General features: G+C 70.3%; 18 protein-coding genes and 1 tRNA gene. 17 read left to right on the forward strand and 2 right to left on the reverse strand.

The window, feature by feature from the left end:
• Positions 1–140: 140 nt before the first annotated feature.
• The 11 genes from aroH to CLV30_RS11275 all read left to right on the forward strand — a co-directional run bounded on the left by aroH (position 141) and on the right by CLV30_RS11275 (position 8,907).
• Positions 141–509: a chorismate mutase gene (gene aroH / locus CLV30_RS11225; RefSeq protein WP_106537310.1), complete on the forward strand. Its 369-nt coding sequence runs from the start codon at positions 141–143 to the stop codon at positions 507–509.
• Positions 506–1,621 carry a prephenate dehydrogenase gene (locus tag CLV30_RS11230; protein WP_106537311.1) on the forward strand — a complete coding sequence of 372 codons (1,116 nt, stop codon included), beginning with the start codon at positions 506–508 and terminating at the stop codon, positions 1,619–1,621. Before aroH ends, CLV30_RS11230 begins: the two co-directional genes overlap by 4 nt.
• Before the next feature lie 78 nt (positions 1,622–1,699).
• Positions 1,700–2,410, forward strand: coding sequence for a (d)CMP kinase (gene cmk / locus CLV30_RS11235; RefSeq protein WP_106537489.1), 711 nt, complete (start codon positions 1,700–1,702; stop codon positions 2,408–2,410).
• An 11-nt stretch (positions 2,411–2,421) separates the two neighbouring features.
• Positions 2,422–3,066 carry a lysophospholipid acyltransferase family protein gene (locus CLV30_RS11240; protein WP_106537312.1) on the forward strand — a complete coding sequence of 215 codons (645 nt, stop codon included), beginning with the start codon at positions 2,422–2,424 and terminating at the stop codon, positions 3,064–3,066.
• Entirely contained in the window at positions 3,063–4,442 is a 1,380-nt protein-coding gene (der, locus tag CLV30_RS11245; protein WP_106537313.1) for a ribosome biogenesis GTPase Der, read from the forward strand. Before CLV30_RS11240 ends, der begins: the two co-directional genes overlap by 4 nt.
• Positions 4,443–5,036: 594 nt before the next feature.
• Positions 5,037–5,405 (forward strand): GntR family transcriptional regulator, encoded by a 369-nt coding sequence (locus CLV30_RS11250; RefSeq protein WP_106537490.1) that lies wholly within the window; start codon positions 5,037–5,039, stop codon positions 5,403–5,405.
• Positions 5,402–6,277, forward strand: coding sequence for an ATP-binding cassette domain-containing protein (locus CLV30_RS11255; RefSeq protein WP_106537314.1), 876 nt, complete (start codon positions 5,402–5,404; stop codon positions 6,275–6,277). Before CLV30_RS11250 ends, CLV30_RS11255 begins: the two co-directional genes overlap by 4 nt.
• Positions 6,274–7,017 carry a hypothetical protein gene (locus tag CLV30_RS11260; RefSeq protein WP_106537315.1) on the forward strand — a complete coding sequence of 248 codons (744 nt, stop codon included), beginning with the start codon at positions 6,274–6,276 and terminating at the stop codon, positions 7,015–7,017. The genes CLV30_RS11255 and CLV30_RS11260 overlap by 4 nt, the downstream gene beginning before the upstream one ends.
• 25 nt (positions 7,018–7,042) lie before the next feature.
• The gene (locus CLV30_RS11265; RefSeq protein ID WP_106537316.1) at positions 7,043–7,966 is read left to right on the forward strand and encodes an ABC transporter ATP-binding protein; all 924 of its coding nucleotides are present in this window, start codon (positions 7,043–7,045) and stop codon (positions 7,964–7,966) included.
• Between the two features lie 21 nt (positions 7,967–7,987).
• Positions 7,988–8,719 (forward strand): ABC transporter permease, encoded by a 732-nt coding sequence (locus CLV30_RS11270; protein ID WP_106537317.1) that lies wholly within the window; start codon positions 7,988–7,990, stop codon positions 8,717–8,719.
• A gap of 114 nt (positions 8,720–8,833) precedes the next feature.
• A tRNA-Pro gene (locus tag CLV30_RS11275) sits at positions 8,834–8,907 on the forward strand.
• Between the two features lie 77 nt (positions 8,908–8,984).
• On the opposite strand, the gene CLV30_RS27535 is transcribed toward CLV30_RS11275, so the two are convergent.
• Entirely contained in the window at positions 8,985–11,900 is a 2,916-nt protein-coding gene (locus CLV30_RS27535) for an ATP-binding protein (RefSeq protein ID WP_165358578.1), read from the reverse strand.
• 747 nt (positions 11,901–12,647) lie between these two features.
• Here CLV30_RS27535 and CLV30_RS11290 point away from each other — a divergent pair.
• The 3 genes from CLV30_RS11290 to CLV30_RS11300 all read left to right on the forward strand — a co-directional run bounded on the left by CLV30_RS11290 (position 12,648) and on the right by CLV30_RS11300 (position 18,184).
• On the forward strand, positions 12,648–16,580 hold the full coding sequence (locus tag CLV30_RS11290) for a S8 family serine peptidase (RefSeq protein WP_165358579.1): 3,933 nt from the start codon (positions 12,648–12,650) through the stop codon (positions 16,578–16,580).
• Positions 16,581–17,028: 448 nt separating this feature from the next.
• Complete coding sequence (locus tag CLV30_RS11295; RefSeq protein ID WP_106537321.1) at positions 17,029–17,562, forward strand: PadR family transcriptional regulator; 534 nt, start codon at positions 17,029–17,031, stop codon at positions 17,560–17,562.
• On the forward strand, positions 17,546–18,184 hold the full coding sequence (locus CLV30_RS11300; protein WP_106537322.1) for a GyrI-like domain-containing protein: 639 nt from the start codon (positions 17,546–17,548) through the stop codon (positions 18,182–18,184). Before CLV30_RS11295 ends, CLV30_RS11300 begins: the two co-directional genes overlap by 17 nt.
• Positions 18,185–18,250: 66 nt before the next feature.
• Here the strand turns inward: CLV30_RS11300 and CLV30_RS11305 are convergent, their stop codons facing one another.
• A complete protein-coding gene (locus CLV30_RS11305; RefSeq protein ID WP_106537323.1) occupies positions 18,251–19,270 on the reverse strand; it encodes a LacI family DNA-binding transcriptional regulator in 1,020 nt (339 codons plus the stop codon).
• A gap of 139 nt (positions 19,271–19,409) precedes the next feature.
• Between CLV30_RS11305 and CLV30_RS11310 the strand changes: the two genes are divergently transcribed.
• From CLV30_RS11310 to CLV30_RS11320, 3 genes are read left to right on the forward strand one after another with little or no spacing between them, the layout of a single operon-like run.
• The gene (locus CLV30_RS11310) at positions 19,410–20,819 is read left to right on the forward strand and encodes an ABC transporter substrate-binding protein (protein WP_106537491.1); all 1,410 of its coding nucleotides are present in this window, start codon (positions 19,410–19,412) and stop codon (positions 20,817–20,819) included.
• 43 nt (positions 20,820–20,862) lie between these two features.
• A complete protein-coding gene (locus CLV30_RS11315) occupies positions 20,863–21,795 on the forward strand; it encodes a carbohydrate ABC transporter permease (RefSeq protein ID WP_106537324.1) in 933 nt (310 codons plus the stop codon).
• Entirely contained in the window at positions 21,792–22,682 is an 891-nt protein-coding gene (locus tag CLV30_RS11320; RefSeq protein WP_106537325.1) for a carbohydrate ABC transporter permease, read from the forward strand. The genes CLV30_RS11315 and CLV30_RS11320 overlap by 4 nt, the downstream gene beginning before the upstream one ends.
• Positions 22,683–22,688 lie beyond the last annotated feature (6 nt).

Raw genomic sequence — 22,688 nt, forward strand, 5'->3', positions numbered from 1 at the left:
CCGCTCCGCGCCGGAATGATCACGTTCACCATGGAATTCCATGCGTCACCACCCCTGCAGCCCTGGTGACGCGTACGAAAGCCTGGTGACGTACGAGGCACGGCGCCTCCGTGTTCGACGAGCCGGTACGGTGCTCTGTTGTGACAGTCCGAGCCGTACGTGGAGCGACCCAGCTCGACGTCGATGAAGCCGAACACCTGCTGAGCAGAACCGCCGAGCTGATGCGAGCCGTCCTCGACCGGAACTCGCTGGTCGCCGACGACGTCGTCAGCATCATCCTCACCGCCACGCCGGACCTGCGATCGGCGTTCCCCGCGGCGGCGGTACGCGCCATCGGTATCACCGACGTGCCGATGATCTGCGCGAAGGAGATCGACGTCGCCGGCGCCATGCCGCGGGTGGTCAGGCTGATGGCGCACATCGAGTCGGACCGACCGCGTGACCAGGTACGCCACGTCTATCTGCACGGCACGAACGTGCTCCGCGACGACATCGCCGAGGAACAGTGACGGCGGAGCGCAGTACGGTCCAGCCGGGCGACGCGGCCGCCGCGTTCCCCGCCGGCGTCCTGGTGGTGGGCACCGGCCTCGTCGGCACGTCGGTGGGGCTGGCACTGCGCCGCGTCGGCGCGGACGTGCGGCTGCGCGACGCCACGCCCGCGTTGGCCCGCGAGGCGGTGAGCCTCGGTGCCGGCCGCCTGGCCACGGCGGACGACCCGCCCGCGTCGCTCGCCGTCGCGGCGGTCCCGCCGGAAGCCGTGGGCGAGGTCGTCGGCGAGATCCTGAACAGCGGCGCGGCGGAGTACGTCACCGACGTCGCGAGCGTGAAGGCGCTGCCGGCCGCGCGGGTCGGCGAGCACGCCACCGATCCCGGCCGGTACGTCGGCAGTCACCCGATGGCCGGGCGTGAGGTCTCCGGTCCCGCGGCCGCGCTGCCGGACCTGTTCGAGGGCCGGCCATGGGTGCTGTGTCCCGACGACGGCACGCATCAGCAGGCGGTCACCCGCGCTCTGGCGCTGGCCCGGATGGTGGGCGCGGCACCGATCACGATGACCGCCGACGATCACGACGCCGCCGTCGCGCTGGTGTCGCACTCGCCACACGTCGTGGCGGCGCTGGTCGCCGCACGCTTCACCGCGGTCGCCGAGCAACAGGTCCGGCTCGCCGGCCCGGGCGTGGCCGACGTCACCCGGGTCGCCGGCGGTGACCCGGAGCTGTGGACGGAGATCCTCACCGCCAACGCCGGCGCGGTCAGCGCGGTGTTGCGAGGCCTGCGCGGTGACCTGGACCGGGTGCTGGAGGCGCTGGAGACGTCCGCCGACGACCGCCGGAACCTGCGTGACGTGCTGCGCAGCGGCGTGGACGGCAGAGCCCGACTGCCGGGCAAGCACGGGACGGCGCACACCGAGTTCGCCACGCTCGTGGTGGTCGTCGACGACCGTCCGGGCCAGCTCGCGGCGCTGTTCGCCGACGTCGGCACCGCCGAGGTCAACGTCGAGGACGTGCGCATCGACCACAGCCCCGGTCAGCCCGTGGGCCTGGTCGAACTCGACGTGCGTCCCGGCGCCGAGGACCAGCTGGGCGACGTCCTGCGCGGCCGCGGGTGGACGATCCGCGGGTGACGACGCCGGTCGGCGGGTGTGGACGTTACCCTTCTGGTCGTGTCTGCTCCCTCCGCCTCCTCGTCGCGGGACTCGTCGATCGGCTCGTCCGGCGGGGCGGGGTCGCGGCGCTCGCCCGGCCCCGTCGTCGCCATCGACGGACCGTCCGGCTCCGGCAAGTCCACCGTCGCCCGTCGCGTGGCCGCTGAGCTCGGCCTGCGCTATCTGGACACCGGTGCCATGTACCGCGCCGTGACGTGGTGGCTGCTCGAACACGACGTGGATCTGTCCGACACCGAACGGGTGGCGGCGCTGGCAGCACAGGCGCCCGTGCACGTCGGTCTCGACCCCGAGCACCCGACGGTGCGGGTGGGCGACGTGGACGTGGCGGCGGCGATCCGCGAGAGCCGGATCTCCGCGGCCGTGAGCGCGGTGGCCACGAATCTCGGCGTGCGCGACACCCTGGTGGCGCAGCAACAAGGCACCGCGAGGGAGGGCGGAGTCGTCATCGAGGGCCGCGACATCACCACGGTGGTGGCCCCGGACGCGCTCGTCCGCGTGCTGCTGACGGCCAGCGAAGAGGCACGGCTGGCCCGTCGCGCGCTCGACGTGCACGGGAGCGCGGACGACGACGCCGTACACGCCACCCGTGACCAGATCGTGCGCCGGGACGCCGACGATTCCACGGTCGCCAAGTTCCACCAGGCCGCCGACGGCGTCGACGTCGTCGATTCGTCGCACCTGTCGCTCGACGAGACCGTCGAGGTGGTGCTGGCCCTGGTCCGCCGCCGTTCGGGGGCTCAGGCGTGAACTCGGAGCCTGTGACGTTACCCACTCGCCGCGGCGCCGCCGCGGGCCGGTGGATCGCCACCGGGCTGTTGCGGACGTTGTGGTCGGTGCGGGTCGACGGCGCCGATCACGTTCCCGCGCACGGTCCGGTGATTCTCGCGCCGAACCACGCCGGGTTCATCGACGCTCCGCTGCTGATGGCCACCAGCCCGCGACCGGTCCACACGCTGGCGAAACGTGAACTGTTCCGCGGCCCGATGGGGTGGCTGCTGCGTGGTGTGGGCCAGATCCCGCTGGACCGCGACGATCCGGGCCGGGGCCTGCTCAAGGCCGGTGTGGGTGTCCTCGACGACGGGCGGGTGCTGGTCGTGTTCCCGGAAGGGACCCGCGGCTCCGGTGACTTCAGCGAGTTGCGCACCGGGCTCGCGTGGTTCGCGTTGCGGTCCGGCGCGCCGGTCGTGCCGGTGGTGTTCAGCGGGACCAGCAGCAGAGGTCGTACCCTTGGGGGAATGCCCGGCCTGCGGTCCAGGCTCGACGTGGTCTTCGGCCCCCCGGTGCACCTACCCTCCGGCGGCCGGACCCGCGCGGCCCTGGACGCGGCAACCGACCAACTGCGCGAGGCGCTGGTGGCGCACCGTCAGGCCGTGGCGGATACACGACCCGAGGAGCCCACGTGAGTGAACCGACCCAGTCCGAGTACGTCGACGCCACGGAGCGCGAGCCCGATGCCGGCCCGGCGCCCGTCGTCGCCGTGGTCGGCCGGCCGAACGTGGGCAAGTCGACCCTGGTCAACCGCATTCTCGGGCGTCGCGAGGCGGTCGTCGAGGACGTCCCGGGGGTGACCCGCGACCGGGTCGCCTACGACACCGTCTGGGCGGGGCACCCGTTCACGCTCCTGGACACCGGCGGGTGGGACCCGGACGGTCAGGGCATGCAGGCCAGCATCACCACGCAGGCCGAGCTCGCCGTCGCGGCGTCCGACGTGGTGGTGTTCGTGGTCGACGCGGTCGTGGGTGCCACCGACGACGACGACGCGGTGGTGCGCGTGTTGCGCCGATCCGGCAAGCCGGTGGTGCTGGTGGCGAACAAGGTCGACGGCTCGAGCCGCGAGGCCGACGCGGCCGCGTTGTGGAACCTGGCGCTGGGTGAGCCGCATCCGGTGTCCGCCCTGCACGGACGTGGCAGTGGCGACATGCTGGACGCGGTCGTCGAGGCGTTGCCGGAGGCGCCGCCGGAGTCGTTCGACGACGAGGACGCGGGCCCTCGGCGCATCGCGCTGCTCGGCAAGCCGAACGTCGGCAAGTCGAGCCTGCTCAACCGCCTCGCCGGAGAGGACCGCGTGGTGGTCGACGAGGTGGCGGGCACCACCGTCGACCCGATCGACGAGGTCATCGAGCTGGGGGAGCGGCCCTGGCGGTTCGTCGACACGGCCGGCATCCGGCGACGCGTGCACGAGGCCTCCGGCGCGGAGTACTTCGCGTCGCTGCGCACGGCGGCCGCGCTCGAGCGGTGCGAGGTCGCCGTCGTCCTGGTCGACGCCAGCGACCCGCTGACCGAGCAGGACCTGCGGATCATCTCGATGGTCGAGGAGTCCGGCCGCGCGCTGGTCCTGGCCTACAACAAGTGGGACCTGCTGGACGACGATCGCCGCGAGACGCTGGAGCGCGAGATCGACCGTCAGCTCGCGCACGTGCGGTGGGCGCCGCGGGTGAACGTCTCGGCGCGCACCGGATGGCACGTGGACCGGCTGGTGCGGGGGCTGGACACGGCGTTGGACGGCTGGGCCACGCGGGTGCCGACGTCGCGGCTGAACGGCTTCCTCGGCGAGCTGGTCGCGGGGCAGCCGCATCCGGTCCGCGGCGGCAAGCAGCCGCGCATCCTCTTCGCCACCCAGGCCGACATCAAGCCTCCGCGGTTCGTGCTGTTCACGACCGGTTTCCTCGAGGCGTCGTACCGGCGGTTCGTGGAGCGGCGGCTGCGTGAGGAGTTCGGCTTCCCCGGAACGCCCATCGAGATCTCGATGAAGGTCCGCGAGCGGCGCTCTCGCCGCTGAGCCGCCGCCTGCGATCGCGCTGTCCGCCCGCTGTTCGCCGCTGTTCGCGTGCTCGTGCCGCCGTCCCCTGGTGTGCTTTCGCGGCCATTGGGGTGAGGCGGGTACCTCGTGGCCGCGGTGCCGCGGTGGGCGGCCGGTAGTCACATGATCGTCTCCGACGCCGTCGAGCGACGTGACACGGCGCGGGTGACCACGTGGCTCGTCAGGGGTGAGCGAGCGCGCCCGGTTCGCCGGGATTGTGGAACGCTCCGGCGAGCCACGTCGCCGTCGTCGCAGTCCGCGGCGGCGGCTTCCGCATCGTCAGTCCAGTCATCAGTCCAGTCCTCTGTCCGGCGACGATCAGGTGACATCTCGTGCGTCCGAGCGGCTGGGGCGTCACCTGATCATCTGCTGTCCGGAACCTGGACATGATCAGGTGACGCCCGTGCGCTTCAGCTGGGCTGTCCCGTCACCTGATCGCTCCGGTGCGGGCGATCAGGTGCGAAGAACGCGATCAGGTGACGTCGTCGCGCGGTGCGGGTGGTGGGGGAGGTTCGTTGGTGCTATGGTTCATTAGTCAAGTAATGAACCAAGGAGCCAGCAGAGGGGGTGTCGATGTTCGACGAGCGCAGCCCGATCTACTTCCAGATCGCGGACGCCATCAAGAACGACATCCTCAGCGGAGAACTCGAGGCCGAGGACCAGGTCATGTCCACGAACCAGTACGCCGCGCACTTCCGGATCAACCCGGCCACAGCAGCGAAGGGATTCCAGCAGCTCGTCGACGAGGGCATCATCTACAAGCGCCGCGGCGTCGGCATGTTCGTGAGCCCGGACGCGCGAGCGAAGCTTCTCGAGCAGCGCCGGCAACGATTCTTCGCCGAGGTCGTCGAGCCGATGGTCGCCGAAGCGCACGTCATCGGCATCCCCCTCGAGCAGATCGTGGACCGCATCAACGCACTGAACGGGAAGGAGGACGCATGACCCTGGGAATCGACGTCCAGGGCCTGACGGTCCGGTTCGGCGACGTCACCGCCGTCGACGACCTGTCCGTGCGGCTGGCCGGCGGAAAGATCTACGGGCTGCTCGGGCGCAACGGCTCGGGGAAGACGACGCTCATGTCGGCGATCGCGGCGTTCCTTCAGGCCGATCGCGGGCGCGTTCTCGTCGACGGTGAGCAGCCGTACGAGAACCCCGCGGTCACCGAGCAGATCTGCCTCGTCCGCGACAGCGGCGACCTCGCCGACCAGGATTCCGCACGCGCCGCTCTGAAGCGGGCGGCGAAGTTCCGGCCGAACTGGGACGCCGAGTTCGCCGAGCGGTTGATCGAGTTGTTCCGGGTGCCCACGAGACGGGGTGTCGCCAGGATGTCTCGTGGCCAGCGCTCGGCGCTCGGCGTCACCGTCGGGCTGGCCTCACGGGCTCCGGTGACGATGCTGGACGAGTCGTACTTCGGCATGGACGCACCGTCGCGGTACGCGTTCTACGACGTACTGCTCGAGGACTACATCGAGCACCCGCGCACCATCGTCATCTCCACGCATCTGATCGAGGAGGTCACGCGCCTGTTCGAGGAGGTCGTGATCATCGACCAGGGCCGGCTCGTCGCGCACGACGAGACCGAGGCGCTGCGGATGCGCGGTGCGGCGGTGACCGGAGCAGTGTCCGCGGTCGAGGCGTTCACCGACGGCATGACCGTCCTCGCCGAACGGCGGCTCGGAGGGACGAAGTCGGTCACCGTCTTCGGGGCGATGGGCGCCGAGCAGCGGGCGCGAGCGTCGGAGTTCGACGTCGAGCTGGAGCCCGTCGCGTTGCAGGACCTGTTCGTGCACCTGACGAAGGAGGCGCCGAGGTGAGCTCGATCACGTACCGCAAGGCCGGGCTCGTCAGCCGGGACGTGTTGTGGGCGCTGCGGATCTCGGCGGGGTGGTTCGCGGCCATCGTCGTCGTCGTGTTCCTCGGCATCGGCGTGGGCATCGAACTCGCCGGCGGGCTCGACGGCTCGACGCCGAACAGCGTCTGGGAGACCTCCGCCTATGCGACGCGCTACTGGCCGATGGCGATGGGCATCATGCTCACGCCCTTCTACCTGCCCGTCTGCGTCGCCAGCGGAGTGACCCGGCGCAGTTTCGGGATCGGCGCGGCGCTGGTGGTGGCCGGGCTCGCCGCGGTGATGGCCGTCCTCGAGGGCGTCGGGTACATCGTGGAACACGGCCTGTACGCACTCGCCGACAGCACGCCGCAGTTCGAGTCGCCGCACCTGTTCGACTCCGGCCTGCACATCTGGGTGAGCATGCCGGAGGTGTGGATCACGGTGTGCGGCAACGTCGCCGCCGGCTGGCTGATCGGGTCGGTCTACTACCGGTGGGGCTGGCTGTGGCCGACGCTCGCGTTGCCGCTGCTCGTCGTTCCCACACTCGCGGTGGAAGCCGCGATGTCGGTCGGGTGGCCGGGCGACGTGATGATCGGCGTGCTGGGCGTCGACCGTGCGCCGCTCGGCGTCGCGATCCCGGCGTCGCTGGTGATCATCGCGCTGACCCTCTGGGGAACCCATCGCCTCGTCCGCACCACCGCCGTCCGGCCACGGCGCGCCTAGCCCGAACGTCAGGAGGAATCGACCCATGTCGATCATCGAAGTCGCGAACCTGCGCAAGACCTACGGCAGCACCGTCGCCGTCGACGACGTGTCGTTCCACGTCGAGGAGGGCGAGATCTTCGGCATCCTCGGCCCGAACGGTGCGGGCAAGACCACCACGGTCGAATGCATCGAGGGGCTGCGCCGCCCGGACGACGGCACGATCCGGGTGCTGGGGCTCGACCCCACCCGCGACCGCCTCGAACTGCGACTGAAGGTCGGCGCACAGTTGCAGGAGAGCGAGCTTCCGGAGAAGCTCTCGGTCCGCGAAGCGCTGGAGCTGTACGCGTCGTTCTACCCAGATCCGGCGGATCCGCAGGTGCTGATGACCGAGCTGGGCCTGGCCGGCAAGGCGGACACGAAGTTCGGCAAACTCTCCGGCGGTCAGCGCCAGCGGCTGTCGATCGCCCTGGCGCTGATCGGCAACCCCAGCGTGGCGGTTCTGGACGAGCTGACCACCGGCCTCGATCCGCAGGCACGCCGGGACACGTGGCAGTTGGTGGAGAACATCCGCGCGCGTGGCGTGACGATCGTGCTGGTCACACATCTGATGGACGAGGCGCAGCGGCTGTGCGACCGGCTGGCGGTCATCGACGCCGGGCGTGTGGTGGCCGTGGACAGCCCCGCGGGGCTGGTCGACCGGGTCTCGGACGAGATGCGCGTGGCGTTCCGCCCCTCCGCGCCGCTGGACGTGTCGATCCTGGCCGACCTGCCGGAGGTGACCGAGGTCAGCCGCAACGGCGAGCACGTCGTGGTCACCGGCACCGGCGACCTGCTGTACCCGCTGGTGACGACGCTGGCTGCGCACGACGTCGCCGCCGTCGAGCTTCGCACCGAGCACGCCAACCTCGAGGACGCCTTCGTCACGCTGACCGGGCGTTCCTTCGACGAGGAACCGACCGCGGCCTGAGCCCGCACGAGGAGAGTCACGATGTCCACACTGACCACGATCACCGGGGTCGAGGCGAAGCTGTTCCTCCGCGACGCGACCGCGGCCATCATGACGTTCGCGTTGCCGGTGGGCCTGTTGGCCATCTTCGGTTCGATCGGCATGGGGGAGGGCGCCGACGCGCAGAACGTGCCCGAGTCGTTCGTCCCGGTGATGGCGCTGTCCCTGGCTGTGGCGATGCTGGGTCTGAGCGTGCTGCCCACCGTGCTGGGGACGTACCGCGAGAAGGGGATTCTGCGCAGGCTGTCGGTGACACCCGTCAACCCGGTGAACGTGCTGTCGGCGCAGCTGCTGGTCAACCTCGGTGCCGCGGTGGTCTCGTCGGCGGTCGTGCTGGTGCTGGCGGCGACCGCGTTCGGGCTGGGCAGTCCGCAGAACATCCCCGCGTTCGTCGTCGGGTTCGCGCTGACGGCCGCGGCACTGTTCTCGATCGGCCTGCTGGTCTCGGCCCTCGCCCCCTCCGGCAAATCGGCCACGTCCATCGGCATGCTGTTGTTCTTCCCCAGCATGTTCTTCGCCGGTGTCTGGACGCCGGGTGAGCTGATGCCCGACTGGGCCGAACCGGTACGCGAGGTCAGCCCGCTGGGCGCCGGAATGGAGGCGATGCAGGACGCGTGGGACGGTGGCTGGGGCGGTGCGGCCAACCTGGTCGCGCTGGTCGTGGCAGTCCTGGTGGCCGGCAGCCTCGGGGCACGATTCTTCCGCTGGGAGTGACGACGGCGTCGCCGGCCGGTGATCGGAGACGCCGGCTGGGCGGGTCGCGCACGCAGCGCCCCGGTGATTGTTCCGCGCCCCGGGGCGCCGTGTATGCTGCCTCCCGGCGGTGCACGGGCTGTGGCGCAGTTTGGTAGCGCACGTGACTGGGGGTCACGGGGTCGCAGGTTCAAATCCTGTCAGCCCGACACGTACACGATGCCCCGTTGGCCAAGGTCAACGGGGCATTCGCATGCCCGCCCGGCCAACACGACGCCTCGGCCGGTCACCCCTCCGCGCGGCCGGGGGCCGGATCGGAGTCGTCACCGGCCAGGCGGGTCTTCAGTTCGTCGCGTGACCGAAGGCCGAGCTTGCGGAGCGCGTTCGAGACGTGCGTCTCGACGGTCCGCGGGGAGACGAAGAGGTCCGCAGCGATCTCCCGGTTCGTTCTGCCGGCCGCGGCGAGTTCGGAGATCTCACGTTCGCGATCGGAGAGGTCGTGCCCGTGGGCGCGGCGTCCGCCCCGCCAGGGGTAGGGCACCGGGACCCCGAACCGGCGCATCGCACGAGTGACACGGGCGATGTCGCGGATGGCCGACATCGTGCCGTACGCGCGCAGGGCGCGCTCGAGGAGCGCGGGCCCGTCGTCGGAACCGGCCCCGGACCGCAGCACGCCGAGTCGCTCGGTGGCCTGTGCTTCCAGGTAGGGGAGACCGGCTTCGGCGAGCGTCCGTCTGGCCGACTCCATCAGCGCGTCCGCCCGGACGTCGTCGCCTTCGACGTGGGCCACGGCCGCCTGGCAGGTATGCAGCGCGGACATCGCCAGCGGAGCGTCCACCGCGTCCAGTCCTGCGGCGAGCTCCTCGGTGACCGTTCGGGCCCCGTCGGCGTCGCCGGAGGCTATCAAGGCGTCGACGAGGCACACGGCGGCTTCGGCGGCCCATACCCAGATGCCCTTGTGGCGAGCCACGTCGACGGCGGCGGAGGCTTCATGGACGCTGCCGTCGACGTCGTCGAGTGTCAGCAACAGGCGGGCTCGCGATGCGCGGGCGGGAATGAGCGGCCAGACAGCGCCGACCTCCTCGCAGTCGGCGATCAACGCGCGCAGCTGCGCCGCGGCATCGGTCGCGCTGCCACCGGCGGAGAGCATCTGGCCGTGCAACAACCGGCCGTCGAGCGACGTGGCACCGAACGCCGACGTGCGGCGGGCCAGCTCCTGAGCGCGCGCCGCCAGCCCGTCCCATCGTCCGGCGGCGTGGTCGACGAGGGCGGCGACGAGTTCGTTGACCTCGGTCACGCGGAGATACTCGGCACGTTCGGCGACCCGCCGACCATCGGCGAGCAGACTCTCGGCACGTTTCACATGACCGAGGTGCAAGGCGGCCTGGGCCCAGTTGGTGCACGCACGGGCGTGTTCGCGAGGGTGGGCACGCATGGTGTCGTCGTGGCGCATGTGTTCGACGAGCGGCCAGGCGTCGGGACGGCCCTGCTCCAACAGCAGGGAGGCCCGGGCGATCCGCACCGCGAGCTCGACGTCGGGGTGGCCGGTTCCGCGGGCGACCCGTTCGGCCTCGTCGCATCGCGCCGTGTGGTGCCCGATCGTCCGGTCGGCAACGGTCTCTGGCGCGGCCAGGGTGGCCAGCGCCCGGGCGTGGAGGTCGGGCCGGGTATGGAGGTCGTCGACGGCGCGCTCGATCTCCCGGTAGCCCTCGAGGGCCAGGCCGTGTTGGCGACGCAACCGGCCCAGGGCGAACCGGAGCTCGCCACGAACCGCCGACGAGAGCCCGTCAGAGGTGAGGAGCCGGGTGAGGATGGGCACGGCATCGGAATGAGCCAGTCCGTCGACCGCGGCGCGCCCCAGCTTGGTGGCCAGACGCAGCCTGTCGTCGATCGAGAGGTCCGGGACCTCGGTGGCCCGGAGGAGGAACACGGCGGCGGCCGCGTCGTTGCCGTGTCGGATGGCCTGGTCGGCCGCGATCTCGGCGTACCGGACGAAGTCGGCGCTCTGGCCGGCGCGGTCGTAGTGGTGGGCGATCCGAGCCGCCGCGAGCGGATCGTCGCCCTGTTCGAGGGCCTGGGCGACGCGCAGGTGCAGCCATCGACGGTTCGGCGCCGGTACCGCCTCGTAGACGATCTGCTGAGCCAGGACGTGGCGGAATCGGCTTTTCCCGTCCTGGTCGTGCAACAGCCCAGCGGCCTCGGCGGCGCCGAGGGCACCGGACACCTGTCGAGCGTCATGCCCGGTCACGTCGGTGAGCAGGGCCGGATCCACGCTCGGCCCGACGACGGCGGCCACGTCGACGATCTCGCGCGGCACCGGGTCGAGGGCGGCGAGGCGGTGCCGGACGACGTCGCGCAGCGCCGTGGACACCGACAGGGCGGCGAGCGCATCCGGACGGCTCGGGATGTCAGCGGGCGGAAGACGCTCGAGAAGGGTGCGGAGGACCTCCTCGACGACGAACGGTACGCCGCCGGTGGTCTCGAACAACGCCACCGCCGTCGGATCGGGGACGTCCTCGGCCAGGATGTGCCGGGCCAGCTCGCCGACCTCCGCGGCATCCAGCGGGGCGAGGCTGACGGACGACGCCGGCCCTTCCGGGGCGCGGGCGAACGCTTCGGCGACGGGGAGTGGGCCGTTCTCGGTGCGCGTGGTGACGACGACGGCGAGATCCGGCGGTTGGTGGGCGGCAAGAAACGCGAGAAAGTCGAAGGTGCCGCTCTCGGCCCAATGCAGGTCCTCGAGCACGAGTACCGCCGGTCCGAGGTGCCGGAGCAGCTCGACGGTGGCTCGGAAGATGCGGTACCGCGCGGCGGACTGGTCCGGCAGCGGGTCCGGGGGCGGGGGGAGTACATGCGCCAGTTCGGGCATCAGCGGCGCCAAGGCGCCGATCACCGGGCTCATTCCTGAAGAGTCGATCTGATCGACGTGGTGAGTGACGGCATCGAGGACGGGACCGAGCGGCAGGGGATCCTGCAGATGCTGGCAATGACCGATGAGGAAGCGGGTTCCGCCGAGGTCGGAGGCGACCAGTTCCCGGATCAGCCTGCTCTTACCGATCCCGGCCTCGCCGTCGACGATCACGAGAGACGGCGATGCGGCCACCGCCGACCGGACGCGTGAGAGTTCGGCCTCCCGCCCGACCAACACCGGCGACACTCCGGGCCGCGAACGGTGCGGTGCGAGGTCCCGAGGAATGGTCATCAACTCCCCTCCGGGGCCTGGCTGCGATCGGCAAAAGTCAGTGTAGGTCACGGATGTGGCCCGCAGCTTTGGTGCGTACCCTCGCTGACCACCTGTCCCGATCCTGATCCCGCGTCGGCGCTCACCGGCGTGACTCGAGAAGGTGCGATGCATTCAACGGGCACATCGATCCGGCGGTGATGGGCGCGCCGAGCGTGCGCACTGGCCGCGGCGGCGTCCGTGCTCGCGGTCGGAGCGCCAGTCGTGGCCTCGGCCGACGCCACGTATCGGTGGTACGGCGGGCGACCCGACCGCAGGTCGGTGGGATGGGCGCTCGACGAGCAAAGGTGGTTCGTGCTCGAGAATCCGGCTCCATGCGCGAAAAGCGGACGGATACGGCCCCGTTTCGGGGGTTGGTTCGTCCGGTTTTCGCGCATGGGACGCTCAGAACAGCGTCAGCCCGCCCGAGCGCATCCGCCGACGGGGTCACGGACGTGACAGGACCCCACACGCCGGTGCGTCGCGCACCGGCGTCCGCCCTCCGGGTTGCTGACCCTTCGACGAGACGGAATCCGCAGCCGGAGCGGCGCACGGGCCGTCGACGCGCAACCAGCCCGCCCACGGGTGAGGACGCAGAGCCGCAAAAGTCAGTGTCGGTCACGGATGTCGCCCGGAGCGTGGCGACGTACGGTCACTGACCACCTGTCCCGATCACCGTCCTGATCACGGTCGCCGTCGGCACTCACCGGCGTGACCCGAGGAGATGCGATGCAACCAGCGACACATCCGATCCGGCAGCGATGGGCGCGCCGATCCACGGCGCTGGCCGCCGCTGCCGCCGTCCTTGCGGCGATGGCACCGAGCGGGACCGCCACCGAGTCCGGTGCTGCCGAGTCCGGTGCTGCCGAGTCCGGCGGAGCCGAGTCCGGCGGAGCCGAGTCCGGCGCGCCCCACCTCAGCACGCCCGGCGGTGTCGAACTGGCCGAAGCCGCCGGGGTCGAGGTCACCGAGCCCGTCCAGGAAACGACGACCCGGCCGGACGCGGGCGAGACGGCAACGTACGTCGTCCAGATGGCGTTGGAGCCGGTCGTGACGTACGACGGCGACGTCGAGGGCCTGCCGGCGACGCGCCCGCGCGACGGGGAAAAGGTGGATCCGGCAGCGCCGAAGGTGGTCGACTACGCCGACCACCTGAAGGGCAGGCAACGTGCCGCGCTGGCGCAGGTCGACGCTGACGAACCGCTTTACCACTACGTGTACGCGTTCGACGGATTCGCCGCCGAGCTGACCGAGGCGCAGGCGGCGGATCTCACGGATCAGTCCGAGGTCGTGGCGGTGCGCAAGGACGAGCGGTACGAGGTGGACACGTCGTCCACCCCGTCGTTCCTGGGGCTCGACGACGGTGGGCTGTGGGACCAGCTCGGCGGACCGGACGGCGGGAAGCGTACGCCCGGAGCTGGTGAAGACGTGGTCATCGGCGTCATCGACAGCGGCATCTGGCCGGACGTCCGCAGCTTCTCCGACCGCGACGAGGACGGCAAGCTCGTGTACCAACCCCAGCCGGACGGGTTCCACGGCAGGTGCGAGTCCGCCGAGAAGGTGGGTGACGACTCGTGGGACGCCAACCTGTGCAACAACAAGTTGGTCGCCGCACGGCACTTCAACGCCGCATGGGGTGGTGACGAAGGGCTGGCCGAGCGGCGGCCGTGGGAGTTCGCCTCCCCGCGTGACTACAACGGCCACGGCACGCACACCGCGTCCACGGCCGGTGGCAACCACGACGTCGACGCCTCCGGGCCGGCTGAGTTGTTCGGTTCGATCAGCGGCATCGCGCCACGGGCCCGGATCGCGGCTTACAAGGCCCTGTGGTCCACCGAGGACGGGTCGACCGCCAACGGATATCTCTCCGACCTCGTGGCGGCGATCGACCAGGCGGTGGCCGACGGGGTGGACGTCATCAACTATTCCGTCTCGGGAACGAGTACCGACTTCCTGGATCCGGTCGAGCTGGCGTTCCTCAACGCCGCGGACGCGGGCGTGTTCGTCGCGGCGTCGGCCGGAAACTCGGGTCCGGGGGCGTCGACGGTGGCGCACCCCAGCCCGTGGGTGACGACGGTGGCGGCCGGGACGCACGATCGCGTGGCCTCCGCCGAGGCCACGCTCGGCAGCGGCGACGTTCTCGCGGGTGCATCCGTGGCGGCGTCGGCGGTCGGCCCGGCACCGTTGGTCGACGGCGCCGACGCCGGGCTGGACGGGGCCGACGCGACCGAGGCGGCGCGTTGCTACTCCGAGGCAGACAACGGCGGAGAACCGGTGCTGGATCCGGCGAAGGTCGAGGGATCGATCGTGCTGTGCGAGCGCGGTGGCGAGGTCGCCCGCGTGAACAAGAGTCAGGCGGTCGCCGACGCCGGCGGAATCGGCGTGATCCTGGTGAACTCCGCCCAGAACTCGCTCAATGCGGACTTCCACGTCGTTCCCACCGTGCACCTGGCCGACACGGAACTCGCTGATCTCCGGGCGTACGCGGCCACCGAGGGGGCGACGGCGACCCTGGGCGCGGCGACGATCGGCTCGGACGCCGAAGCACCGTACACGGCGTCGTTCTCCTCGCGCGGGCCGCTCAGGGCCGGTGGCGGCGACCTGCTGAAACCGGACGTGATCGCCCCGGGCCAGGACATCCTGGCCGCGGTGGCACCGCCCGGACACGATGGGAGGAAGTTCGGCCTGTCCAGCGGGACGTCGATGTCGGCCCCGCACGTCGCCGGGACGGCGGCGCTGCTGTCCGATCTGCATCCGGAATGGTCGCCGATGGCGATCAAGTCGGCGCTGATGACCACTGGATCGGACGTGCTCGACGGCGAGCCCACGGACCCGTCGGTGATCTTCAGTCAGGGCGCCGGTCACGTCGAACCCACGACCGCCGCCGATCCGGGCCTCGTCTACGACAGCGACTCCGACGACTGGCTGGCGTTCCTGTGCGGCGCCACCAGCGGCGTGGTGCAGAGCGTGTGTGACGACCTCGAGGAGGCCGGTCACTCGCTGGAGCCGACCGACCTCAACGTGCCGTCCATCGGGATCGGCCTGCTCAACGGCTCGGGGACGGTGACCCGTCAGGTCACCAACGTGAGTGGGGAAACCTCGACGTACACCGCGTCGGTCGACGGGCTCGACGGGTTCGACGTCGCTGTCGAGCCGAGTACTCTCACGCTCGATCCGGGTGAGACGGCGGAGTTCACGGTCACCTTCACCCATGTCGACGCCGAGCTTCTCGCCTATCGGGGCGGTCAGTTGACCTGGACCGACGGCACCCAGGACGTCCGTTCGCCGATCGTGCTCCGGGGGCGCGGTGCCGGCGAGGAGGACTGGGAGGCGCGGTACGACGGGCCGAGCAACTTCTTCGGTGACAGCGCCGACGGCGGCCGAGACCTGATCCTGCATCCCGACGGGGAGCGGCTGTACATGAGCGGGGTCAGCAATCCGCCGCTTCCGGGAACTCTGGTCTCCGACATGCTGACAGCGGCCTACGACCCCGAGACCGGCGACGAACTGTGGATGGTGCGCTACGACGGCTCTGACGGTGGATCGGACGAGCCGGGCGGGTTCGGCGTCAGCCCCGACGGCGAGGTCGTGTACGTCGCCGCCGCCAGCGGGGGCGATTTCGTCACGATCGCGTACGACGGAGCGACCGGCGAGGAGTTGTGGCTGACCCGGCTCGACGGGCCTGGCGCCGGCTCGGACGTCGTCAACGGGCTCGCCGTGGGTCCCGACGGTGAGACGGTGTACGTCACGGGATACCAGAACATGGGCGGGAACGAGCTGGACTACGCCACGGTCGCCTACGACGCGGCGACCGGTGACCAGCGATGGGTGTCCCACTACGACGACCCGGTGCAGGGCACTGATGACGCCCGCGACGTAGCCGTCAGCGCGGACGGCTCGACGGTGATCGTCACCGGCCAGAGCCGTGGTTTCGACACGGGCCTCACGGACTGGGGAACGGTGGCCTACGACGCCGCCACCGGTGCCGAGAAGTGGGAGGTGCTCCACAACGGCGACGCGGACAGCATCGACATCCCGAGCACGGTCGCCATCCAGGACGGCACGGTCGTGGTCGCGGGCTCCGTTCGCAACGACGACACCGCGACAGACTGGAACGTCGTCGGTTACGACCTCGCCACAGGGGAGCAGCGGTGGGCGTCCGAGTACGACGGTCCGGACAGCTACATCGACACGCCCCGGGCCCAGGCGTTCGGTCCGGACGGCGACGTGGTCGTGGTCACCGGTAACACCGAAGGCGAGGGCACCAACGGTGACTACACCACCATCGCCTACGACGTCGCCACCGGGGAGCAGCGGTGGGTGACCCGGCACAGCGGATCGGCGAACGGCCTGGACATCGCGTGGGACGTGGCCGTCACCGATGACGGCACGCACGCCGTCGTCACCGGGTACAGCGACGAGACCGATACGGAATACGACTACCTGACCATCGCCTACGACCTTGCCACCGGTGAGAAAGCATGGTCCACCCGGTACGACGCGACTACCGCCGGGGACGCCGGTAGCGCGGTGGTCGTCGACTCGGTCGCCGGTACCGGTCGGCGGGTCTTCGTCACCGGGCAGAGCTCCATCGCCACGAACCCGATGCGGGCCGGCAACGTCGACGCCACGACGTTGGCCTATTTCGATCCGTTCGGATAGGACCCTGGGTCGCCGGCCGGTGCGCCGGCCGGTGCGCCGGCCGGCGTCGGTGGCGGACAGAAGAGGCTCCGCGATCTGATCCGTGGGTGGTGATCGCGCCGATCACCGCGGGCGGGCGGGAGCGAACGTGATCAGCGCTGAATGGGGTGGTGCTGCCTGTGCTCGGCGCGCACGGTGTGGGACTGGTGTCGCTGTGGCGACGCGATGGTCACAGCGTGTCGTGCCCCTGGGTGCTGTAGCGACACGAAGTTCACACCGTGTCGTGCGCCAGCACGGCGCCTGTCCCGCAGGGCTGTGGATCACGGCGGTGTCCTTGCAGGTCACGAGCACCGCACGTTGTTCGCGCCCGCTCCGGCGGTTGCTCAGTGCGGTAAACAGGCCCCCATCACCCGGTGATCGTTGATGACCAGGGGGTGTGGAGGCACTATTCTAGCGCTAGAATAGAGCGATGGAACTCACGCCCGCCGAGCTGACCGTTCTGGGGCTCGTCATCGAGCGTCCTCAGCACGGCTACGACCTGGAGCAGGTCATAGAGCGACGCGGCGTGCGGCAGTGGACCGACATCGGGTTCTCCTCGATCTATTACCTGCTCGCCAAGCTGGAGAAGCGGGGCTTGCTCCATGTGCCCGCGGCTCCCGCCGCGGCGAAGTCCCGCCGGGTGTTCCACGCCACCGCTGCCGGCAAGGAGGTTGCGGCACGCGAGGCGCTGGCGCTCATCACCACGCCCCGACCGGCCGCGCACCCGTTGCTGGTCGGCCTCGCCAACCTGCCTCTGCTGCCGGAGCGGGAGTACGCGCAGGCGCTGCGTGCTCGGCTGGCGCAGATCGAGGCCCGTGTCGCCGAGGTTCAGGCGGCGCGGCGTGCGCAGCGCCCACTCCCGCTGCCGGCGCGTGAGGTGTTCTCGTACTCGTTGAGCCTCCTGGAGGCAGAAAGGCAGTGGCTCGCCGCGCGGGTCCAGGCGACCGATGACGGACAAGACTGACTTCAAGAAGACCCTCGACGGCTACCGGGCGCAACGAGGCGGGTTCCGGGCCCTGGACGTACCCGACACCGGGTACCTCATGGTCGACGGACACGGCGACCCGAACACGTCGCCCGCCTTCGCCGAGGCGATCGCGGCGCTCTACCCCGTCGCGTACAAGCTGAAGTTCGCCAGCAAGCGCGACCTGGGGCGTGACTACGTCGTCCCGCCGCTCGAGGGCCTGTGGTGGGCCGAGGACATGGACGCGTTCACGACCGCGCGGGACAAGTCACGGTGGGACTGGACGCTGATGCTCATGGTCCCGGACTGGATCGACCGGGCCATGATCACAGCCGCCGTCGAGCAGGCGGGGGCGAAGAACCGGCCGGCGCGGCTCGACGACGTCCGCGCGGAGACGCTCGCCGAGGGGCGGTGCGTGCAGACCCTGCACGTCGGCTCGTTCGACGACGAAGCCGACGTGCTCGCGCGGCTGCACCACGAGATCGTCCCCGGCCGAGGGTTGCGCATGACCGGCAAGCACCACGAGATCTACCTCAGCGACTTCCGCAGAGCCGCCCCCGGGAAGCAGCGGACCATCCTCCGGCAACCGGTCACAGCTGCCGCGGCATCGAGCGCGTCGTGACGGCGTCAGCGGTGCGGCGCTACCGGAGTGCCGGGGCGCCGGCTCCAGCACCACAGTGCCGTTGCGTCATCCAGCGGGGTGCTCGGTGCTCTCGCGCGCCAGGACGGTGTGCGGGGCGGTGAGCTCGGCGGCCGGGGTGTCGGGATCGGTGATCCTCGTCGTGATCCGCGCGACCGCGTGCTGTGCGATGAACGGTGTGTCCAGCGATACGGTGCTCAGGGTGGGGCGCGAGTAGCGGCCCTCCTCGATGTCGTCGACACCGACGATAGCGACGTCGTCGGGCACCTCCAAGCCCGCGTCGAACACCGCGCGCATCGCACCCATCGCGAGCAGGTCCGAGTAGCAGAAGATCGCGTCCGGGCGGTCGGGCAGGGCGAGCAGTTCACGCGCCGCGTGGTACCCGTCGGCCCGCCGGTAGTGCGCTGCCGGTTGCAGGTAGTCGCGTCGGGGTTCCAGGCCGGCGGCGCGCAGGGCACGCTCGTAGCCGGCGGTGCGCTGCTGCGGGGTCGCGTAGTTCTCTTCCGGCTGTGCCCCGATGGCCGCGATCCGGCTGCGCCCCAGCCCGATCAGATGGTCGGTGGCGTCCTGGGCGGCGCGGACGTTGTCGATGGCGACGTGGTCGTAACGTCCGTCGAATTCGTGTTCACCGAGCAGCACCAGCGGCATCGTGCTGCTGAGGTTCATCTCGAGGACTTCGGCGCGCGTGACCAGCGGGCTGAAGAGCACGCCGTCGAAGAGCATCGTGCGGTCGGCGCCGGTGAGCAGCCGCCGCTCCCGCTCGTGGTCGTGTCCGGTCTGGTCGATCATCACCCGGTAGCCGACGGCGGCGGCCGCGTCGATGACCTCGCGCGCCAGCTCCGCGAAGTACGGCACGTCGATCTCGGGGACGACCAGGGCCAGCACGCCGGTGCGCCCGGTCCGAAGCGTTTGGGCGACCGGGTTCGGGCGGTAGTCGAGCTCCTCGATGGCCGCGTGCACCCGTCTGCGCATCTGCTCGCTGACGTGCTGATACCCGCTCACGACGTTCGAGACCGTCCGGACCGAGACCTGTGCGCGCTGCGCAACATCACGCAGTGTCGCTGCCATGAACAACTCCCCACGTCGACGACGGCACAAGCATAGGGCTTGCAACGTTGGCAAACGACCGCTAGCGTTTGCGCACGTTGGAAAAGTCGGGGTGCGGATCGGTCGCGCCACCGCCTACCGGACGCACGAGGGAGTGCTCATGGACCAGCTCCACCCGCGTCGGCGCACGGCCCGGCCAGTCGGCGCCTGTCATCCCCGCCCGGTGGCCGCGGCGTTGGCTCTCGTGGCCGCCACGGCACTGGCCGCGTGCGGCCCGGAGATCACCCCCGGCGACGGCGGCGACGCGACGGCGCCGGCCGACGACCCGGACGTGCTCCAGGCGCCCACCGGCGACAGTCCCAGCGGCGAGATCACCATCTGGAGCCGCTCCGGCGACCTCTACAAGGTCTTCGACGCCGCAATCGACGACTTCAACCAGAAGTACCCCGACATCGAGGTCGACCACCGTGCGGTGGACATCGACGCCAAGTTGCAGAACACGCTGATCACCGGCACGGACGTGCCGGACGGGGTGTTCCTGGACGACGCCAAGGTCGCGGGCTTCGCCGAGCACCTGTGGGACCTCAGCGACGTGTTGCAGCCGTACGTGGACGACATCGCACCGCAGAAGGTGGACGTCAACTCGCTGGACGGCGGCATCTACGGCGTCCCGTTCGATCTCAACCCGGGCCTGCTCTACTACAACAAGACGGCACTGGAGAAGGTCGGCATCGACGCCACCCGGATCGAGACGTACGACGACCTGCTCGCGGCCGCACGTGAGTACAAGTCGGCGCGGCCCGACTCCGGGCCGATCCACCTCGAGCGCAGCGCCTTCCTCGCTCAGCTGCAGCTGGAGATGTACGCGAGCCAGTTGGGAACCAGCATCGCCGACGAGAACGGCGAACTGCGCCTGGACTCGCCGGAGTACGAGCGGATCCTCGGCTGGCTGGACACCGTCCGCACCGAAGGGCTGGGCACCCGCGCCGAGTACCTGACCCCCAGCGACATCGAGACGCTCGAATCCGGCCGGCAGGTGTTCTACCCGTGGGCGATCTGGTTCAGCTTCGCTCCCCAGCAGCTGCTGCCCGAGACGGCGGGGGACTGGCGCGCCATGCCGCTGCCCGCCTGGGAGGAAGGCGGGGCACGCGGCGGCGCGATGGGCGGCTCCTCGTTCGTCCTGCCGAAGGGAGGCGAGAGCTCCGAGCTCGCCTGGCTGTTCTACGAGTTCCTGATGTTCGACGAAGCCGGCTACACCGCGGTGTGGGGACCGAACGACATCTACCCGGGCGGACTGAACACGTCGATCCCGAGCTACCGGCCCGCCGCCGACGCCACCGAGCCGCTGTTCGATCCGGTCGACGCGCTGGGCGGACAGGACCTCTGGTCGGTCGCCGTCGAGGCCGGGCGGCAGATCCCCGGCGGCGCGCCGATCCCCGCGTGGTGGGCCGGCGCCGTCGACCACCTGGGCACGAACATGCAGCGGATGTTCGACGGAGAGCTCACCCCGCGGGACGTGATCGAGCGTTCCTCGGCCGACATCCAGAAGAACCTGGTCGAGCGCCAATGACGCCCGCCGCCCGCACCGAGCACCCACTGCTGAGGACGTCGCGTTGACACTCGCCGTCGACACGCAGGCATCGCCGTCCGCGTCGCCGTCGCCGAAGCGGCGCGCGAACCGGTCACGGTGGCGGCGTCAGCTCGCGCCGTACGTCTTCGTCCTGCCGTTCATCGCCATCTTCGCGGCGTTCGGCGTGTACCCGATGCTGTTCACGCTGCGGCTGAGCTTCACCGACTGGCGTGGGTCCGGAGCCGCCGAGTGGGTGGGCTGGGACAACTACACGTACCTGCTCGGCAACGAGGGCTTCTGGTCCTCGGTGAGCAACTCCGCGGTGCTGTGGCTGCTGATCATTCCCGTCCAGCTGCTGCTCGCCCTGGTCATCGCTGTGCTGCTGGACAACGCCAAACTCCGGCTGCGCAGCTTCTACCGCGTCGCGTTCCTGGTGCCGTTCGTCACGCCCCTGGTCGCCGTCGCGCAGATCTGGGTGGTGGTGTTCGACCAGGACTACGGCGCCGTCAACGCCATCCTCAACACGTTCGGGCTGCCGGACGTGGGCTGGCTGACCACGAGCCTGTGGGCCAAGCCCACGCTGGCACTGCTGTTCCTGTGGAAGACCACCGGCTTCATCGTGATCATCCTGCTGTCCGGCCTGCAGTCGATCGACGCGAACGTCTACGAGGCCGCCGACATCGACGGGGCGTCGCGGCTACGGCAGCTCGTGAACATCACGATCCCGCTGGTGCGGCGGACCCTGATGTTCTCGCTCGTGCTCCAGACGCTCGCGGTGTTCCAGATGTTCGCCGAACCGTTCGTCGTCACGGACGGCGGTCCGTACGGCTCCACCACGACGGCGGGGCTGCACCTGTACGAGCACATCAACCGTGGCGACCTGGGCACCGGAGCGGCGAACTCGTTCCTGCTGGTGATCATCGTGATGGCGCTCTCGCTGCTGTTCGTGCGGCTGTTACGAGCGGAGGACCGATGACGACCACGCTGCCCGGCTCCGCCGCACGCCCTCGCCCGCGCCGAGTGTCGCTGGTGACGGTGCGGTCGCAGATCTTCCTGCTGCTGCTGACTCTCGCCTTCCTGGCGCCGGTCGCCTGGGCGCTGCTCTCCGCGTTCAAGCCCGCCAACCGGATCATCAGCGACCCGTTGAGCTTCGACCCCACGTCCGCGACGCTCGACAACTTCACCAGGATGTTCGCCGACGTCCCGATCGGACAGGGGTTCCTGAACACCGCCGTGGTCCTGGTGTTCAAGGGCGCGATCACGCTGTTCTTCGCGCCGCTGGCCGCCTACGGCTTCGCCAAGTACACGTTCCCGCTCAAGAACATGCTGTTCGGCACCGTGCTGATCACGCTGATGCTGCCGACCATCGTGCTGATCATCCCGCTGCTGCTGCAGATGAAGGAGCTGGGCTGGGTCAACACCTACCAGGCGCTCATCCTCCCCGGGGCGGTGGACGCGTTCGCCGTCTTCTGGATGCGGCAGGTGATCGCCGCCGTACCGGACGAGCTTCTGGACGCCGCCCGCGTGGACGGCTGCCGCGAGTTCGCCCTCTTCCGCCGCGTCGTCCTGCCGGTGATCAAGCCCGCGCTAGCCGGCCTCGCCGTGCTGACGGTCATGAACATCTACAACGACTTCGTCTGGCCGGTGGTGGTCGCCAGCTCCGAGCGGATGGCGACGCTGCAGGTCGTCCTGTCGACGCTGGCGCAGAACATCACCGGCAACCGGATCGGCGCCGACTACGCCACCATCACCGGCGAGCTCCTCGCGGCCGCCTCCGTCGCTCTCGTCCCGTTGCTCGTCATCTTCGTCGCCCTGCAGCGGCACTTCATCAACGGCATCCTCGCCGGAAGTGTCAAGGGCTGAAATCTG

The organism is Haloactinopolyspora alba (assembly GCF_003014555.1).
In the GTDB taxonomy this organism is placed as follows: Bacteria; Actinomycetota; Actinomycetes; order Jiangellales; family Jiangellaceae; genus Haloactinopolyspora; species Haloactinopolyspora alba.